General features: G+C 62.0%; 20 protein-coding genes and 1 pseudogene. 14 read left to right on the top strand and 7 right to left on the bottom strand.

Annotation, left to right across the window (positions count from 1 at the left end):
• Positions 1–17: 17 nt before the first annotated feature.
• Positions 18–287: an usg protein gene (locus tag N8A98_RS14420; protein ID WP_262166330.1), complete on the bottom strand. Its 270-nt coding sequence runs from the start codon at positions 285–287 to the stop codon at positions 18–20.
• A 207-nt stretch (positions 288–494) separates the two neighbouring features.
• On the opposite strand from N8A98_RS14420, the gene N8A98_RS14415 reads away from it, so the two are divergent.
• From N8A98_RS14415 to N8A98_RS14390, 6 genes and pseudogenes are all read left to right on the top strand, one after another.
• Positions 495–809 carry a co-chaperone GroES gene (locus N8A98_RS14415; protein WP_262166328.1) on the top strand — a complete coding sequence of 105 codons (315 nt, stop codon included), beginning with the start codon at positions 495–497 and terminating at the stop codon, positions 807–809.
• 33 nt (positions 810–842) lie between these two features.
• Positions 843–2,468, top strand: a pseudogene (groL, locus tag N8A98_RS14410) (chaperonin GroEL); the annotation flags it as partial.
• Between the two features lie 88 nt (positions 2,469–2,556).
• Complete coding sequence (locus tag N8A98_RS14405) at positions 2,557–2,928, top strand: hypothetical protein (RefSeq protein WP_262166327.1); 372 nt, start codon at positions 2,557–2,559, stop codon at positions 2,926–2,928.
• Positions 2,929–2,963: 35 nt separating this feature from the next.
• Entirely contained in the window at positions 2,964–3,284 is a 321-nt protein-coding gene (locus N8A98_RS14400) for a hypothetical protein (protein WP_262166325.1), read from the top strand.
• A gap of 1 nt (position 3,285) precedes the next feature.
• On the top strand, positions 3,286–3,735 hold the full coding sequence (locus N8A98_RS14395) for a hypothetical protein (protein ID WP_262166324.1): 450 nt from the start codon (positions 3,286–3,288) through the stop codon (positions 3,733–3,735).
• A 150-nt stretch (positions 3,736–3,885) separates the two neighbouring features.
• Entirely contained in the window at positions 3,886–4,251 is a 366-nt protein-coding gene (locus N8A98_RS14390) for an Ig domain-containing protein (protein WP_262166322.1), read from the top strand.
• A gap of 374 nt (positions 4,252–4,625) precedes the next feature.
• Here N8A98_RS14390 and N8A98_RS23385 read toward each other — a convergent pair whose 3' ends face one another.
• Both N8A98_RS23385 and N8A98_RS14385 read right to left on the bottom strand, forming a co-directional pair.
• On the bottom strand, positions 4,626–4,739 hold the full coding sequence (locus N8A98_RS23385) for an HxlR-like winged helix-turn-helix transcriptional regulator (protein WP_390888769.1): 114 nt from the start codon (positions 4,737–4,739) through the stop codon (positions 4,626–4,628).
• Positions 4,729–4,995, bottom strand: a complete 267-nt coding sequence (locus tag N8A98_RS14385) for a winged helix-turn-helix transcriptional regulator (RefSeq protein WP_390888768.1) — start codon at positions 4,993–4,995, stop codon at positions 4,729–4,731. The genes N8A98_RS23385 and N8A98_RS14385 overlap by 11 nt, the downstream gene beginning before the upstream one ends.
• Positions 4,996–5,104: 109 nt before the next feature.
• Here N8A98_RS14385 and N8A98_RS14380 point away from each other — a divergent pair, with 109 nt between their 5' ends.
• Together N8A98_RS14380 and N8A98_RS14375 are read left to right on the top strand one after the other, a co-directional pair.
• Complete coding sequence (locus N8A98_RS14380) at positions 5,105–5,494, top strand: hypothetical protein (RefSeq protein WP_262166321.1); 390 nt, start codon at positions 5,105–5,107, stop codon at positions 5,492–5,494.
• 100 nt (positions 5,495–5,594) lie between these two features.
• Complete coding sequence (locus tag N8A98_RS14375; protein WP_262166319.1) at positions 5,595–6,137, top strand: hypothetical protein; 543 nt, start codon at positions 5,595–5,597, stop codon at positions 6,135–6,137.
• A 64-nt stretch (positions 6,138–6,201) separates the two neighbouring features.
• On the opposite strand, the gene N8A98_RS14370 is transcribed toward N8A98_RS14375, so the two are convergent.
• Positions 6,202–7,095, bottom strand: coding sequence for a LysR substrate-binding domain-containing protein (locus N8A98_RS14370; RefSeq protein ID WP_262166318.1), 894 nt, complete (start codon positions 7,093–7,095; stop codon positions 6,202–6,204).
• Positions 7,096–7,192: 97 nt separating this feature from the next.
• Here N8A98_RS14370 and N8A98_RS14365 point away from each other — a divergent pair, with 97 nt between their 5' ends.
• Complete coding sequence (locus tag N8A98_RS14365; protein WP_262166316.1) at positions 7,193–7,987, top strand: SDR family NAD(P)-dependent oxidoreductase; 795 nt, start codon at positions 7,193–7,195, stop codon at positions 7,985–7,987.
• A gap of 41 nt (positions 7,988–8,028) precedes the next feature.
• Here the strand turns inward: N8A98_RS14365 and N8A98_RS14360 are convergent, their stop codons facing one another.
• Entirely contained in the window at positions 8,029–9,249 is a 1,221-nt protein-coding gene (locus N8A98_RS14360; RefSeq protein ID WP_315974470.1) for an MFS transporter, read from the bottom strand.
• Between the two features lie 92 nt (positions 9,250–9,341).
• Here N8A98_RS14360 and N8A98_RS14355 point away from each other — a divergent pair, with 92 nt between their 5' ends.
• From N8A98_RS14355 to N8A98_RS14345, 3 genes are all read left to right on the top strand, one after another.
• A complete protein-coding gene (locus tag N8A98_RS14355) occupies positions 9,342–10,148 on the top strand; it encodes an AraC family transcriptional regulator (protein WP_262166315.1) in 807 nt (268 codons plus the stop codon).
• 155 nt (positions 10,149–10,303) lie between these two features.
• A complete protein-coding gene (mepA, locus tag N8A98_RS14350; RefSeq protein WP_262166313.1) occupies positions 10,304–11,155 on the top strand; it encodes a penicillin-insensitive murein endopeptidase in 852 nt (283 codons plus the stop codon).
• A 143-nt stretch (positions 11,156–11,298) separates the two neighbouring features.
• Positions 11,299–12,912: an ABC transporter substrate-binding protein gene (locus N8A98_RS14345; RefSeq protein WP_262171999.1), complete on the top strand. Its 1,614-nt coding sequence runs from the start codon at positions 11,299–11,301 to the stop codon at positions 12,910–12,912.
• 44 nt (positions 12,913–12,956) lie between these two features.
• Here the strand turns inward: N8A98_RS14345 and N8A98_RS14340 are convergent, their stop codons facing one another.
• Both N8A98_RS14340 and N8A98_RS14335 read right to left on the bottom strand, forming a co-directional pair.
• Positions 12,957–13,778 (bottom strand): C40 family peptidase, encoded by an 822-nt coding sequence (locus tag N8A98_RS14340; protein ID WP_262166312.1) that lies wholly within the window; start codon positions 13,776–13,778, stop codon positions 12,957–12,959.
• Positions 13,779–13,890: 112 nt separating this feature from the next.
• Positions 13,891–14,304 carry a YciI family protein gene (locus N8A98_RS14335; protein WP_262166310.1) on the bottom strand — a complete coding sequence of 138 codons (414 nt, stop codon included), beginning with the start codon at positions 14,302–14,304 and terminating at the stop codon, positions 13,891–13,893.
• 149 nt (positions 14,305–14,453) lie between these two features.
• On the opposite strand from N8A98_RS14335, the gene N8A98_RS14330 reads away from it, so the two are divergent.
• Together N8A98_RS14330 and murD are read left to right on the top strand one after the other, a co-directional pair.
• Positions 14,454–15,782, top strand: a complete 1,329-nt coding sequence (locus N8A98_RS14330) for a MurL-like N-terminal domain-containing (protein ID WP_262166309.1) — start codon at positions 14,454–14,456, stop codon at positions 15,780–15,782.
• Positions 15,772–17,061, top strand: coding sequence for a UDP-N-acetylmuramoyl-L-alanine--D-glutamate ligase (gene murD, locus N8A98_RS14325; RefSeq protein ID WP_262166307.1), 1,290 nt, complete (start codon positions 15,772–15,774; stop codon positions 17,059–17,061). The genes N8A98_RS14330 and murD overlap by 11 nt, the downstream gene beginning before the upstream one ends.
• Positions 17,062–17,103 lie beyond the last annotated feature (42 nt).

Here is a 17,103-nt window from a genome sequence, read left to right as displayed (position 1 = left end):
CCCGGAGCGGGGCCATTTCAATGAACCGTAATGACGCCGTTGATGGCCCGGAATTCGCTGGGCTTGATCAGCCGCTGATGCGCAATGCACACCGAATGCAATGCGCCTTCGATCTCGCGCCGCCAGAAATTCAGGAACCCCTGCAGGGTGGGAAAATCGGGGGCGAGATCATATTCCTGCCATACGTAAAGCTGCAGCAGCGAAGGCTGGTCCGGCAGGCGATAGTGGATCTGGGCCGTGGTCAGGCCATAGCCATCGAGCTGTTTGATGAAACTGGTATCGGTCATCGATCCGCTCTCCCTTCGCGCAAGTGCTTCGCCAATTAAGATAACGCCACCAGCGGCTTGAGTGCAAATCAGCACTCTTTACCGGTGAGTGCCAAAATTTTTCTGGCCCCTCTTGAAGCCGCTTGCCGCGCTCCTAATTCATTTTCTGCTTCCTCCCGGGATGCCGGAGGACGCGCTCTGACATCAATGTTGATAATGGAGGAATGGATGGCTTTCCGCCCCTTGCACGACCGTGTGCTCGTTCGCCGCATCGAAGCCGATGAAAAGACTTCTGGCGGCATTATCATCCCCGATACAGCCAAGGAAAAACCCTCGGAGGGCGAAGTGATCGCCGTGGGTCCAGGCGCGCGCAATGAGCGCGGCGAACTGGTCGCGCCCGACCTAAGGAGCGGCGACCGCGTGCTGTTCGGCAAATGGAGCGGCACGGAAGTGCGCATCGATGGTGAGGATCTCATCATCATGAAGGAATCCGACATTCTGGGTGTGATCGAAAGCACCGAGCCGGCCCGCAAGGCCGCTTGAGGCGCTTGTTCAGCTGAAGGAGCAGAAACGAAAATGGCTGCAAAGGAAGTCAAATTCTCGACCGATGCCCGCGACAAGATGCTGCGCGGCGTCGATACCCTGGCCAATGCCGTCAAGGTCACCCTGGGCCCCAAAGGCCGCAATGTGGTGATCGAAAAATCGTTCGGCGCGCCGCGCATTACCAAGGACGGCGTAACGGTCGCCAAGGAAATCGAGCTGGAAGACAAGTTCGAGAATATGGGCGCCCAGATGGTGCGCGAAGTCGCCTCCAAAACCAATGACCTGGCCGGCGACGGCACCACGACGGCAACGGTGCTGGCGCAGGCCATCGTCAAGGAAGGCGCCAAGGCGGTGGCCGCCGGCATGAACCCGATGGACCTCAAGCGTGGCATCGACCTGGCCGTCGATGCGGTGGTGGCTGACCTCAAGAGCCATGCCCGCAAGGTCACCTCCAATGGCGAGATCGCCCAGGTCGGGACCATTTCGGCCAATGGCGATGCCGAGATTGGCAAGTTCCTGGCCGAAGCCATGGAAAAGGTCGGCAATGAGGGCGTGATCACCGTCGAAGAAGCCAAAACCGCCGAGACCGAGCTGGAAGTCGTCGAAGGCATGCAGTTCGACCGCGGCTATGTCTCACCCTATTTCGTGACCAACCAGGACAAGATGCGGGTGGAACTGGAAGACCCCTACATCCTGATCCACGAGAAGAAACTGTCCGGACTGCAGCCCATGCTGCCGCTGCTGGAAAGTGTCGTGCAGTCGGGCAAGCCGTTGCTGATTATTGCGGAGGATGTGGAAGGCGAAGCCTTGGCGACGCTCGTGGTCAACAAACTGCGTGGCGGCCTCAAGATCGCGGCCGTCAAGGCGCCGGGCTTCGGCGATCGCCGCAAGGCCATGCTCGAAGACATCGCCATCCTTACCGGCGGCAATGTCGTGTCCGAAGACATCGGCATCAAGCTCGAGAACGTCACACTCAATATGCTTGGCACTGCCAAGAAGGTGGTGATCGAAAAGGAGAACACCACAATCGTGGATGGCGCCGGCGCCCGGTCCGACATTGACGGTCGCGTCGCCCAGATCCGCCAGCAGATCGAGGAAACCACCTCCGACTATGACCGCGAAAAGCTGCAGGAACGATTGGCCAAGCTGGCCGGCGGCGTCGCGGTGATCCGCGTCGGCGGGGCCACCGAAGTCGAGGTGAAGGAAAAGAAGGACCGGGTTGACGACGCCCTGCACGCTACCCGCGCGGCGGTCGAAGAAGGCATCCTGCCCGGCGGTGGCATCGCGCTGCTGCGTGCCCTCAAGGCGCTGGAGCAGGTGTCACCCGACAATGCCGACCAGAAGGCCGGTGTCGATATCGTCCGCCGCGCCATTCAGGTGCCGGCCAAGCAGATCGCGCTCAATGCGGGCGAGGATGGCTCGGTGATCGTGGGCAAACTGCTGGAAAAGGACGATTATGGCTGGGGCTACAACGCCGCGACGGGCGAATATCAGGACCTTGTCGGCAATGGCGTGATCGATCCGGCCAAAGTCGTCCGGACCGCGCTGCAGGACGCCGCTTCGGTGGCGGCGCTGCTGATCACCACGGAAGCGCTGGTCGCCGAAAAGCCGAAGAAGGACGCGGCCCCTGCCCTGCCTGCGGGAGCCGGCATGGACTTTAAGGCCAGCGGCGCCCGGAGCAGACCGGGCGCCGCCATCCAATTGCGAGAGAGGAGAAATGCACGCGTTCATCAACGAGAAACCGGCCTTGGCAAACCCCGAGCCAGAACTGCTCCTGGAGTGGACCGTTGATATCGACAGGATTTCGCGGCTTGCGCGGGAGGCCTTCCGCACGGATATGCCCGACCCCTGGACACGCATCGAAGCGGAATGCGTCATCCAGTTGATCGATGCCGAACTCGTCGCCATGGCAAATCGGCAAAGCCGAGGCGAGCCTGTGGAGGCAACGATCCGCCATCTCAAGCGGCTGCGCACCGAAACTGCGCTTGCCCTCAAGACGCTCGAAGTTGTCGAGCGGCATCAGGAGCCCGACCCTGCGCCGGAGCAAGCGGCCTTCCCGGTCAGCGATGGGGCAATGGCCCGCCCGCCACAATCGGCCGCGTCGATAGCCGGATCATAGTTTTCCAATCCGAACCCCATGAAAGGAGTATCAAAATGCGAACGATTTCACTGTCTGCTGCCGCGATTGCTTGCGCTTTGGCCCTTTCACCAGGCCTGGCAACCGCGATCCCTGCCAATGCCGGCAAGCAGGCCAGCGGCCCTTGGCTGGAGTTGCGCACGGCCCTTGCAGGCGAGGACCTGTGGCCTGGCAATGCGGTGGCGCAAGCCGCCCGGCCGAAAGCCAAAACAGTGCTGGCGCGGGGTCCTTCAGACCATCCGTTGCAATCCAAGGTCAAGGACCTCAGCCCCCGGGCGAGCGAGAGTGAGATACCGCTCCTCGGCAAGGCCAAAACGCCTGCTGTCTGGGAGGATTGAGATGTGGAACGGTTTTTATCCATCCGATGAATATGAGACGAACGATCGGGATACAGCTGAGGGGCACTCCGACCCCTATGATGTGGTTTTCGACCCATTCCTCACCATCGAGCAAAAGCGAGCCATCCTCGCGTCCTGGGCATCCGACGCGCGGGCCGTGCGCGACAGGCCAGCTCTGCGGCAGTTGGAGGATGGCACGGTGCTGCATATCGACAAGATACTTGGCGCCCTCAAAGAGCTCGATGGAAAGCCCGCTGCTTCCATAAAAGCCGGTGTCGTCCAGCCACGCGAGCGGCTTGGGCGCAGAAGGACACCTGTCCGCACCTTACGCCGCCTGGGGATATCACGGCGCCACGACGATGATGATGATCCCCCGCCCTGCCCTTCGGCCGCCAAGGCACCTCGCCCGGCGCCGATCCTGTCGGGTGAAGCCGCCCTCTGGGCGGCCTAAACACAACGGCTCCGGCTTGGCTGCCGCCCAAGCCGGAGTGACCGGTCACCTGGCCTAGACATGCACCTGGTCCACTTGTTGGTCGGTAAGTATGCGCCTCGCCAAGCCGGCATAGTGCCGCATTTCGGCGGCGCACCGCGACCGTACCCAATGCTCGGCTCCTTCTATGGCCACGACTTCTATGGTTCTGGGGGCCAGGCCCCCTATTCCATTCTCGTGGGGTCGCGGCTACCGCGCGGGCTTTCCGCCATCGCTGGGATGATTTCGGGCACGCCCAGCGAAGTGGGCAGCTTTCCCATAAGGGTGCATGCGACCGACATCAACGGGCTGGAAGCATCGGCCGATTACACCCTGGTGGTGGAGGCGCCAAGCATCGCTATTTTCTCTACGGCGCTGTCAAATGCCCGCGCCGGCACCTTTTTCTTCGAGCGGATCAGAGGGGCGCTGGGGACCGAGCCATACGAATTCAGCGTCTCGAGCGGCGCCGTGCCGCCGGGCTTGAGCCCGACTCGGTAGAACATTGTCCAGCCGCGCCGCGGCGTCGGGCCCGTTCCAGTTCACCGTTTCGGCCAGCGACAGCACGCTGAGCGGCCCATTCACCGGCTCCCATTTCTATTCCGTGGTGGTCGATCCGCCGCCTCTGATGGTGACGCCAACGTCACTGGCCAGTGCCCGCGCCGGCGCAGCTTATAGTGCCACCCTGAGCGCTGTCGGCGGAACTGGACGTGGACGCGCCCGATATTTCGGTGGAACCCACGCCCTGCCCGATCCGGACTGGAGGTTTCCCCACCCACACGTGCCAATCCGGCCATCGAACCCATGTCGGCCATTTCGAGCCCTTAACGCCCGCCCCAAGTTCTGCCGTGTCGAGACAGGTCTCCAGATGTGTATTATCGGCAATTCGCATCGGTGTGCTCGATGCCAGCAAAGCCAGCACCCCAGTTGCGCATGCTGAGGAGAACCGGCTCGAGCGAACGGCCAAGATCGGTCAGTTCATATTCCACTCGCGGCGGCACCTCCGGATAGACAATGCGATTGATGACCCATCTCGCTCCAGCTCTCGCAACTGGAGCGTACCATGCGCGCCGTTGCGTTGGGGACCACGCGACACAGGGCATTGAAGCGCAATTTGCCATTGAGCAGGTGAAACAGGATCACCGGCTTCCACAACCCTCCGATGACCGAGAGCGTCACCTCCACGGCGCATCCGGTGCGTTCGGCAGGTGGACGTGGGCGGGTTTGGATGGGGACGGATTTCATGGGGCACACCTAGAGGGAGGCATTTCGAAATCTTCGTGACTTTGTGTCGCCTGGAAATCGCCCTTATGGGGGCCTGGAAGATTTCCAGAAAATTCTGCACGATTACATCGTGGAGACCGTTCCCGTAGGCAAAGGCGATGTGGTGTTCGGCCTTCCAGTCCAGGATCGGAAACTCCATAGCGCCAGGTCCGCCAGCGAAGAATACGGCATTACCTCTCAAACGTTGAAGAAGCGCCTGCGGGCTTTGGGCGTTGAAGGCCGCACTGTCGCTGGGCCAAATGACAGTATTTTTATTTTCGAGGCCTCCAGTTTCGAAGACCAACTTCGTGAGACTGAGGAGGGTATGACAAAAAGGGTGGCGCTCAAATATCTTGGTCTTAAGCCTGCAGTTGGTGAAACGAATCTTTTATGCAGGGCTGGTTCCGCACGTGCATTTGCCAGGCGCAAAAGGCAGCAGAGCGAAAGGCTATGTCAATCCGACCTCGACGCCTTTGGCTAGCTTGCGTACGCACGCCGAGAAATGGAACGGCGATGACAGTATGCATCCGATACCCAGGGCCGTTGGACGAGCACGAACACCGTTGAACTGAATCGTAAAGATGATCTTGTCCAAAGGGATTTCCCATGTTGGGTACAACGAAGCCGAACAGGGAATGCTTTCCATTCCGGTAGATCCACGAGAAGTCAAAGCAATCACGCACGAGATGCCGCTTGGATTCGTGACTGTACCAAAGGAAGCGGAGCTCTTGGACATCAGCTATCCTTTGTTCTCAAAAATTGTCCGCGCCGGCATAATCCCCATTCAACAGCCCAATCTGCGGACAGGTCCAAAGGCTGCTGGAGGTTCGCGAATTGGAAGCCTTTGCCGAGCGGTACATTTCGCTTCTCGACGTTTCGGCAGAGATGGGTGTTCACCCACTGCGCATCAAAAAGTTGATGAAGCAGAATGGAGTGGTTCCCGCCCTCACCCGCCCAGTCATACCCGCGACCCATTTTCGTCGAAGCGAAGTCAGCAGACACCCCTCGAAGTAAAATCCGCATCCAAAACGAAAGGCCCGGCAGCGGGGCTTTTCTTTGCTACCGAGATGATTGAGCCGAAACACTCCGAAAGAAGAACGATAATTGAGCCAGAATGGAAGTAAAGCCTTTGAATTTACATTCTTTATTTTGGTCTGCGCGAGCAATTCTCATCGAACGATAATATCTTCACGCTCGATAGCGCAGCGCTTCCACAAGTGCTGCCAGCGCCGGGGTCTTCTGCCGCCTGGTGGGATAATAGAGGTGGTATCCCGGCAAGGGCGGGCACCAGGCCTCGAGACAGCGCAGCAGTCGGCCGCTCTTTAAGTGCTCGGCCACCTGATCCTCGAAAATATAGGCCAGCCCCTGCCCGTCCAGAGCGGCTTGCGCCAGCAGATCGCCGTCATTGACCGTGAGCGCGCCATCGACCTTGACGTCGAGCGCCCTTCCATTCTCCCAGAATTGCCAGCGGGCGATACTGCCGGCGCTGGCCATGCGGAAATTGATGCAATCGTGCCGGGCCAGATCGCGCGGATTTTCCGGCCTGCCATGGCGCTCGAAATAGCCCGGCGCTGCCACCACGGCCACGCGGGCATCGGGGCCGATGGGCACCGCCACCATGTCCTTTTCCACCTGATGGCCAAAGCGAATGCCCCCGTCGAAGCCGCTCGCCACGATATCGGTGAAGGCATCCTCGGCGGAGATTTCCACCTTGACGCGCGGATAGGCCTGGCGAAACGCCGACAGGGCCGGCAGCACCAGGGCGCGGGCGGCAAAGCGGATGCTGGTCAGCCGAATAGTGCCGGAAGGCGTGTCGCTCAAGGCGATGAGCGCCTGCACCTGCGCATCGATATCGGCAAGGGCGGGCCGCAGCGTTTCCAGCAGGCGCTGGCCCGCTTCGGTGGTGCGTACGCTGCGCGTAGTGCGCGCCAATAGGCGCAGCCCCAGGCGCCGTTCGAGATTGCTGACCGTCTGGCTCAGCGTCGCCTGCGACAGGCCAAGCCGGATCGCGCCGCGCGTGAAACTGCGCTCCTCGGCCACGGCCAGGAACGCCGCCAGATCGCTCAGATCCTCACGCTTCATTTATCGACCACACCAATAAACCCAATCACATTGGTCAGTCTAATGCAGAGAAGCGACTTGTCCTATCTCCTTTCCATCACCCCATGGAGACTAGAAAATGCCTGTCACTCCCCGTTCCACCGCCCTGGTCACCGGCGCCTCCTCCGGCATCGGCGCCAGTTATGCCAAGCGTCTGGCGGCCCGCGGCCATGACCTGATCCTCGTCGCCCGCCGCGCCGACCGACTCGAGAAGCTGGCGAACGAGTTGACCAGCGCCTTTGGCGTTAGTGTGCGAACCGTCATTGCTGACCTGTCCAGCGATGCCGGTATGGCAGAGGTCGCCAATATCCTGGCCGCGGATACTTCGATCGACATGCTGGTCAACAATGCCGGCGTCTCGTATCTCGGCGCCAGCATGGACATCGCGCCGGAAGCAATCGACACCCTGCTTGCCGTCAACATCACCGCATTGACCCGCCTGTCGCGCGCTGCACTGGGCGGTTTTGTCGCCCGCAATCGCGGGACCATCGTCAATATCGGCTCGGTCCTGGCGTTCAAGGCTCCCCCGATCGCCTCGGCCTATAGCGGCACCAAGGCCTATGTGCTGCTGTATACGCGCGGCTTGCAGGCCGAACTGAAGGACACTGCCGTGCGGGTGCAGGCGGTGCTGCCCGCCGGGGTCGCCACCGAAATTTATGATGGCACCATCTTGCCGCTCGACCAGATTCCGGCCGAGCTGGTGATGAATGTCGATGCGCTGGTCGACGCTGCCCTGGCGGGGCTCGATCGCGGCGAAGAGGTCACCTTGCCATCGGTGGGCGATCTGGACCTCTGGGCGCGCTTCGACGCTGCCCAGGATGCCCTGTTCGCCGCCAGCCAGACGGGAACACCCGCACCGCGCTACGGCGTTTAAGAGCGACGGGCTCTGCCGATATCTCGGCAGAGCCCCAGGAATTATGCCGCCTTCTTGCTGCGCCGGCCCTTGCCGATATCGGGCAGGAAAATGGTCAACAGGCCCAGCAGCGGCAGATAGGAGCAGATCTGGTAGACGAACTCTATGCTCGTCCGGTCCGCCACGATGCCCAGCACCGCCGCACCAATTCCGCCAATGCCGAAGGCAAAGCCAAAGAACAGGCCTGCAATCATGCCAACCCGGCCGGGCACCAATTCCTGCGCAAACACCACAATGGCCGAGAAAGCCGAGGCCAGGATCACCCCGATGATGAAGGTCAACACCACCGTCCAGGTGAAATCGGCATAGGGCAGCGCCAGGGTGAACGGCAGCGCCCCCAGGATCGACAGCCAGATCACGAATTTGGTGCCGAACCAGTCCACGATCGGTCCGCCCGCCACCGTGCCGATGGCCACCGCGCCCAGGAACACGAACAACAGGATCTGCGCGTCCTGTACCGACACGGCAAAGCGTTCGATCATGTAGAAGGTGTAAAAGCTCGAAAGGCTGCTCATGTAGACATATTTCGAGAACACCAGCAAGGCCAGCACGGCAATGGCCATGATGACGGTCTTGCGCGGCAAGGTCACGGCCGGTGCGGGGGCTTTGCGGCTCCGATTGGCGGCGCGGTGACGGCTATACCAATTGCCCACCTGCCACAGCACGCCGATGCCCAGCAATGCCGCCAGCGAGAACCAGGCAACGCTGCCCTGCCCGCGCGGCAAGACGATGAACGCGGCCAGCAGCGGCCCCACGGCCGAACCGAAATTGCCGCCGACCTGAAACAGCGCCTGCGCCAACCCATGCCGTCCGCCCGAGGCCAGCCGCGCCACGCGGGAGGATTCGGGGTGGAACACTGCCGAGCCCAGCCCCACCACGCCCGCGCCGACCAGCAGCATCCAATAGGAATGCGCATAGGCCAGCACGACAAGGCCAATCAGGGTGAAGCCCATGCCGATGGGCAGGGAATAGGGCAGCGGGCGCTTGTCGGTATAGATGCCGATCAAGGGCTGCAGCAGCGAGGCCGTAACCTGGAACACCAGGCCCAAAAACCCGATCTGGGTGAAATCGAGCCCGTAATCCGCTTTGATCATTGGATAGAGCGCGGGAATAAGCGACTGCATCGTGTCATTGAGCAGATGGCAGAAACTCACTGCCATGATGACGGCAAACGCCGTCTGTTCCCCCGCTTCCCGATCTGCAGTCACTGCACTATTCGTCACGGTATCGCTCCATATTGAGGCATTCTCGATAGACCAATTGCGCCTGTCCCGCATTCGTGTTCTGGTCAATTTACTTCGCGAGTGGGCCAAGCATGAAACCGGACAACGGGCAGAGCGATCATCTGCAGCGCCTGCGCCAGATCGAGGCCGCCCCGGCGCCGGTTTACGCCCTGCCCTCGAGCTATCCCGCCGGCCACGCCGTCGCGCCGCATCACCATAGCCGCGCCCAATTGCTATATCCCCGCACCGGCGTCGTCATGGTGACGTCCAGCCAGGGCCGCTGGATGGTGCCACCCGAACATGCCTTGTGGATTCCGCCCGAACTCGAGCATTCCGTGGATATGATCGGCCATGTCCATATGCTCTCGATCTATGTCTCGCCGGCGGCTCTGCCCGACATATCGGCCAATGTGCGCGTGGTGGCGCTGACCGATCTGGCCCGCGCGTTGATCGTGGAAGCCGTCGCCCTGCCGCAAGACAACACCACGCGCTCGGATCTCGTCATGGCGCTGCTGCTCGATGAAATCGCCAAACTGCCCGAAATGCCGCTCGGCCTACCCTTCCCATCCGAGCCGCGCCTCGCCGCGCTCTGCCGCAGCTTCATCGAAAACCCGTCCCCGCATCTGGTGATCGACGAATGGGCCGGGGCGCTCCCCATGAGCCGCCGCGCCTTCACCCGGACATTTCGCCGCCAGACCGGATTGAGCCTGTCGCTCTGGCGCCAGCAGGCCTGCCTGCTCAGCGCATTGCCGCGCCTGGCCAATGGCGAAGCGGTCACCAGCGTGGCGCTGGACCTCGGCTACGACAGCGCCGCCGCCTTCACCACCATGTTCAAACGCATGCTGGGCGCCCCGCCGCGGCAGTATTTTGCGGGAACCGGCGGCTCTCCGGCATCATAGGCGCGTAGCGCGGCTATGAGATCGTGGGGGAACCACATCGCACACCCATGGGACTCCATTGACGGCGACCCCAATGTCCGCTTTTTCGGGTGTGATCGGCATCGTGGCGCGTTCGGCGCTATAGTGGGCGGGTGATTCACGGCCGGGTATCGATCATGCAGCTCCGCTTTCTAAGTGCCATATTCACCGCCTTCTTGCTGCTCGCCGCGCCTGGGCATGGGCAACAGGCCGCGCGTGACCTGTTTAGCGCAGTGACGGGTCCGACCGGTGGGCCTTCGGTGCCGATCGGCAGCTATGCCAAGGGTTGCATTGCTGGGGCCGTGCAATTGGCGACGGATGGGCCGGGCTGGCAGGCCATGCGATTGTCGCGTGACCGCCGCTGGGGCACGCCCGAGCTGGTGCAATATATCGGTGCGCTCGCCCAGGCTGCGGCGCAGGATGGCTGGCCGGGCCTCCTGGTCGGCGATATGGGACAGCCGCGCGGCGGACCGGCCAAAAGCGGGCACGCCTCCCATCAGATCGGGCTCGATGTCGATCTCTGGTTGCAGCCCATGCCGGGCCACACCCTGAGCGCCCAGGAGCGCGAGGAGCTATCCGCCATTTCGGTGCTCAAGCAGGGCAGCCGCGACATCGATCCAAACCGTTTTGGTGAAGCCGAGCGCCTGCTGATCTATCGCGCGGCGCAATTGCCGGGCGTCGCCCGCATCTTCGTCGCACCGGGCATAAAGCGCTCGCTGTGCCAGACGCGGTGGCGGGACCGCAGTTTTCTCGGCAAGATCCGCCCCTGGTATGGTCACGACGACCACATCCATGTCCGGCTTTCCTGCCCAACTGGAGCTTCGTCCTGTCAGGACCAGGACGTGGTGCCGCCCGGGGACGGCTGCGGCTCCGAACTCGACTATTGGTTCACCGATGCCCCCTACCAGCCCAGCACCAGCCCACCGGCCCCGCCGCTGACGCTGGCGGATTTGCCCAAGGCCTGCACGGCTGTCCTTGAAGCAAGATGAGGGCGTTTGGCTCTTGCTTCGACTCCGAATTTGGGCCGATCTTGCAAAAAGAACGGCATCGCCCCAGCGATGTGCAGATGCAGAGGAGAAAAACAGTGCTGAAGAACAAAGTGATCCTGGCGGCCTCCGCCCTGGTGCTGGCCATGGCCGCGGCGCCCGCCAGCGCCCAGAGTGTGCTGACGGCCAGTTCCGAACAGACCACCACCTGGGTGCGCAATTTCAACCCGTTCAACCAGACCTCTGCCCGCGCCACCACCAAGGATTTCATCTACGAGCCGCTGGCCATCTTCAATCGCCTGGCCGGCAACAAATGGGAATATCGCCTGGCGGAGAGTTTCGAGCTGGCGGACGATCTCAAATCGATCAGCTTCACCCTGCGTGACGGGCTCAAATGGTCCGACGGCGAGCCCATCACCGCCGATGACGTGGTGTTCACCTACGATTATCTCAAGAAATTCCCGGCCCTCGATTTCAACTCGGTGGCGCCGCTGATGGAGTCGGTGGAAAAGGTCGACGAGCGCACGGTGCGTTTCAACCTGGTGCAGCCCAATTCGCTGATCGCTACCACCATCGTGGCCATGCCCATCGTGCCCGAGCACATCTGGAAGGATGTCGCCGATCCGGTCACCTTCGCCAATGAGACCCCGGTCGGCTCGGGTCCGCTCACCGAAATCACCCGCTTCACGCCCCAGGTCTATGAGCAATGCCGCAATCCCAATTACTGGGATGCCGAGAACCTCAAGGTCGATTGCATGCGGCTACCTCAGCTGGCCGACAATCCGCAGGTCCTCTCGGCACTGGCCGATGGCACGCTCGACTGGGCGACCAGCTTCATTCCCGATATCGACAATACGTTCGTGGCCAAGGACCCCGAGCACAATAAATACTGGTTCCTGCCCTCGAGCCTGGTGGCATTCACGCTCAATCTCGAAAGCCCCGACGAGAACAACCGGAAAGCCTTCAACGACGTGAATTTCCGCCGCGCGGTCAGCATGCTGATCGACCGGCAGACCATCATCGACATTGCCGGCTATGGCTATCCAGTGATCAACGAAGATCCCTCCATGCTGGGCGAATTCTACAAGGCCTTCAGCAATCCCGAAGTCGCCACCCAGTTCGGCCAATATGGCAAGTTCGACCTTGATGCCGGCGTGGCCCTGCTCGAAACCTCGGGTTATGTCGACAAGGATGGCGATGGTTTCCGTGACAATCCCGACGGCACCCCAATCGCCATCGACATCGAAATCCCCAATGGCTGGACCGACTGGATCGACGCCACCCAGATCGCCATCGAGACGCTGAAAGAGGCGGGCCTCAACGTGAAGATGAGCACGCCCGAGGAATCGGTCTGGGCCTCCGATCTGATCGGCGCGAAATACGCCATGTCGCTCAACGCCATAGGGTCGGCCGCCAATCCCTATTTCCCCTATATTCGCTCGTTCAACCCCGCCGACTTCGGCAAGAGCCGGACCTCGGCCCAGCGCTGGACCGATCCTGAAGTGGTCGAGATGCTCAACAAATATACCCAGGTGAAGGACCCGGCCGAGCAGAAGTCGATCATGGACGCCATCCAGCTCAAGGTCGCGGAGGCCATGCCGGTGATCCCGGTCTACAACAGCCCGTCCTTCTACCAGTACAGCACCAAGCGCTTCACTGGCTGGGCCAGCGCGGAAAATCCCATCGTTTCGCCGGTGATTTCCAACGCCAATCCGGGCCGCCTGCTCCAGCTGCTGGCCCTGCGGCCGGTCGCACAATAGGCTGAACGGAATGCAAGCGAGGGCGCGCCTAGCGCGTCCTCGGCTCAGGGCCGCCGAAAGGCTGTCGGTTCGCCGCCGCCGAGGCGGCTGATGCGCGCAATGGCTTCGGCGAGGGGCTCGATGGCCACGGCCATGTGCCAGCTATTGGCGTGGATGATGTCGGCCTGGTTGAGCATCATCGCCACATGCCCGCGCCAGAAAACCAGATCGCCGCGCGCCGGTGTTTCGATCGCTTCGCCCATCCCCGCCTGCTGGTCGCTGTCCCGCGGGCAAGTGCGGCCACTGGCGTAAAATGCCTGCTGCACCAGACCGGAACAATCGAGCCCCAGGCTCTCGCGTCCGCCCCACAGATAGGGCGTGCCGACGAACTGCTCGGCAACAGCCACATAATCCGTCTCGGCCTGATCGATACCAGCCAGATGCTCCGCGACGAACCAGCCGCCCGCCGTCTTGATGAAACGCCCCTCCTGCCCCTCGGCGGCAATCATAGCGTTCATCGAATAGAGCCCGGTGGGCTTGGCCTTTATGCTGGGCGCGCTGAAGCCATAGCTCCGCAGCGCCTGTACCCTGTGGGTCGGTGCGGCCGAGACCTCGCCCAAAGCGCTCGCCTCGACATAGCCGACATAGCCATCGCGCTTGGCCTGCCCGAAGGCCCAGCCATCCACCTCGTCCAGCACTTCGAACAGTTCGCCAAACAGCACTTGATCGAGTTGCTCGGCATCCGGCGACGGCGCACGGCGCAAGGCGGCCGAGGGCACCACGGTCTGGCGCATGGAAGTGTCGATATAGCGGGCAGCCGGCACGATGCCGTCCAGCGACCGGGCGGCAATCCCGTCACGAGCCAGGGTCAGGCGGGGATCAGGCAAAGCAGGCCCCCGGCATGGCTGAGGTGGCGCGGCGCTGGCTTGTCATGAAAGAGGGATGGCACATGCGCGGACGCTAGCCCAACCACCGCCCTCTGTCACTGCCGGCCGAAGGTCAGATTTTGTCGCGCACCCGATTGTGGATTTCGGCCACTTCGGGCGTCATGGCCTCGCCGAATGCATCCATTTCGAACACCGGCCGGATTTCGAGCACACCGCCGCCGTCCATCGGATTGGGGCAGCGCCGCGCCCAGGCCACGGCCTCATCCATATCCCGAACGTCCCAGATCCAGAAGCCGGCCACCAATTCCTTGGTTTCGGTGAAAGGCCCGTCGATCACCGTGCGGCTGGAACCGTCGAACAGGATGCGCTTGCCCTTGTTGGAGGGCTGCAATCCCTCACCGCCCTTCATGATACCGGCCTCGACCAATTCCTCATTATACTTGCCCATGGCCTCGAGCAGTTCGGTGGAGGGCATCACACCCGCTTCGCTGTCTTCGTTGGCTTTGACAAAAACCAGAACCCGCATTGTTCTATCTCCTCAATTGTGCCGGACTATCCGGCTTCCAACCATACGACGAACAGCATGGCGCGGATTCGACACAGCGCAAGCGCCCTACTCCCGCCACGCCTGCAAATCACCTATATGGGTGGCACCATCCGCGAGTGATCAGCCCCGTGACCGAACAATTTCTCATCGAGCGTCCATCCTTCCATCCGGCGACGGGCCAGGCCATTTTTACCTATGGCCTGGGCGGCAAGAGCTTTACCGAGACCTTGACCCTGCCGGAAGTCGATCCCGAAAAGGCGGCCAGTCCCGCTTTTGCCAAGCTGCTCGATCTGACGGCAATCGTGCTGGGAGTCAGCTATTTCAAGCTGCGCGCGCCCTTCGAGATCGTCGCGCCCAATATCGCGCTGAGCGAGGCCGAACGGGCCTTTGCTATCGACGTCTATGAGAACGGCCTGGGCGAATTCTATGCCCGCAATAATCTCGCCCGTTTCGGCAAGCTGACCATTTCGGCGCCGCATGATGCCGAGGCTATCAAGCCGATCGTGGCCCTGCCCGACCGCGCTTTGCTGCCCATTGGCGGGGGCAAGGATTCGCTGGTCAGCGTTGATCTGCTGACTGCTGTCGGCCTCGATTTCACGCCCTTTGCCGTCAATCCCAAGGGACCGATCATCACTTCGATCGACAAGATCGGCACCAAACCGGTCTATGTCACGCGCACGCTCGACGCCGAGATGATCCGGCTCTCCAAGGAACCGGGCTATTACAATGGCCATGTGCCCTCCACCGCGATCAATTCCATGATTGCCGCGCTCTGCGCCGTGCTGTTCGGCTTCAACCAGATCGTGCTGTCCAATGAGCGCTCGGCCAGCGAAGGCAATGTCACCTTCGATGGGCGCGAGACCAATCACCAATATTCCAAATCGCTGGGCTTCGAGCTGCTGATCGCCTCGATCCTGTCTGACGCCACCGGCGGCGCGCTCAAATATTATTCCCTGCTCCGCCCCTATTCGGAAGCGCGCATTGCGTCGCTGTTCACGCATGAAACCAAGTTCGATCGGGTGTTTTCCAGCTGCAACCGCAATTTCCGGCTCACCGGCAATGACGGCCCGCTCTGGTGCGGGGAATGCCCGAAATGCCATTTCGTCTTCCTGATCTTTGCCCCCTTCATGGCCAAGGATCGCCTGCTCTCGATCTTTGGCAAGGACCTGCTGGATAATCTCGACAACGAGGCCTCGTTCCGCGAACTGTCGGGTCTCGCCGGGCAAAAGCCCTGGGAATGTGTGGGGGAAATCCTCGAAGCCGCAGCGTGCCTTTATACGCTGACCCGCCATGCCGATTGGCATGAAGCGGCCGTGGTGCGGGCGGTCAAGGCGGACCTGTTTGCCCAATATGGCGAGCCCAAGCTGCAGGCGGCCATGGCCGAATGCCTGACCGACAGCCATGACCATCACATCCCCCCGGCCCTTGCCGCCAAGGTGGCTGCCTATGCGGTTTGAAGAACCCGTCCTGCTCTATGGCGCCGGCCGCGAGGCCATTTCTACCGCAGCCTTTCTCAAGGCGCACCAGCCCGATCTCAAGCTTTATGTGACGGTCGATAGCGGGCAGGCCGATATTCCCGGCACCGAGCAGATTGCGGCGGACGACCTGGGCATGGCGATCCGCGACCATCGCTTCGGCCTCATCGTCAAAAGCCCGGGCGTGTCGCGCTACAAGCCGGTGTTCGACATTGCCCGCCATTCCGGCATACCGGTGACGTCCAATCTCAATCTCTGGGGCGCCACCTATCGTCATGGCCGCACGGTCATCGCCATTACCGGCACCAAAGGCAAATCCACCACCGCGACGCTGACCCATCTGATGCTGACCCGTTCGGGCATCGACGCCGGGCTGGCGGGCAATGTGGGCGTCGCTCCACTCGACATCGCCGACCGGCACCCGGTCGTCATCTTCGAATTGTCGAGCTACCAGACCGCCGACATGAACTTTTTGCCTGATATCGCGGCGGTGACCAATCTTTATCCCGAGCATGTCGACTGGCACGGCTCGGTCGAGCGCTATTACGCGGACAAACTGCACCTGATCAATCGCGACGGCAGTTTCCCGGTGGCACTGGGCGCCGGCGCCAAGGGCAATGCGCTGGTGGCCCACGCCGTGCGTGACCATCGCCGCCTGTTGCGCGAGCTGACCACGGAAGAGCTGGCGGCCATCGACAAAGTGGCCATCGGCTCGCGCCTCAAGGGGAGCCACAATGTGGACAATGCCCGCCTCGCCGCCCAGATCGCTCTGGCCGCCGGCGCCAGCCTTGAGGGCGTGGTGGCCGGGATCGCCGCCTTCGTGCCCCTGCCGCATCGGCTGGAGGAACACCAATTCGGCGGCACCATTTTCGTCAATGACTCGATCTCGACCACGCCCGAAGCCACCAAGGCGGCACTCGCGGCCTATAAGGGCTTCCGCATCGCGCTGATCGCGGGCGGGCACGAGCGCGAGCAGGACTATACTGAACTCGCGAGCCTCTTGGCCGGCTATGGCGTGACCACGCTAGCCTGCCTCCCAGTCACCGGCGCCCGCCTCGCCTCGGCCGCGATAGCGGCAGCGCCCCACATCACCGTATTGGCGGAGCCCGACCTCGCCAGCGCCATGCACACGCTCTCCGGCTACAGCAAGCAATTCGACGCAATCATCCTCTCGCCCGGAGCGCCCTCCTACAACCAGTTCAAGAATTTCGAGGAGCGTGGCGTACGATTTGTTGGGCTGGCGCAAGCGATCTTTGGCTAGACCGCAGCAAAGAAACCCGGTTTGCGGGGCCGCAGCGGCACC

The sequence above is a fragment of the Devosia neptuniae genome, from assembly GCF_025452235.1.
Taxonomy (GTDB): domain Bacteria; phylum Pseudomonadota; class Alphaproteobacteria; order Rhizobiales; family Devosiaceae; genus Devosia.
The sequence above is the reverse complement of the archived record's forward strand: the minus strand, read 5'-3'. Positions and strand labels throughout refer to the sequence as shown.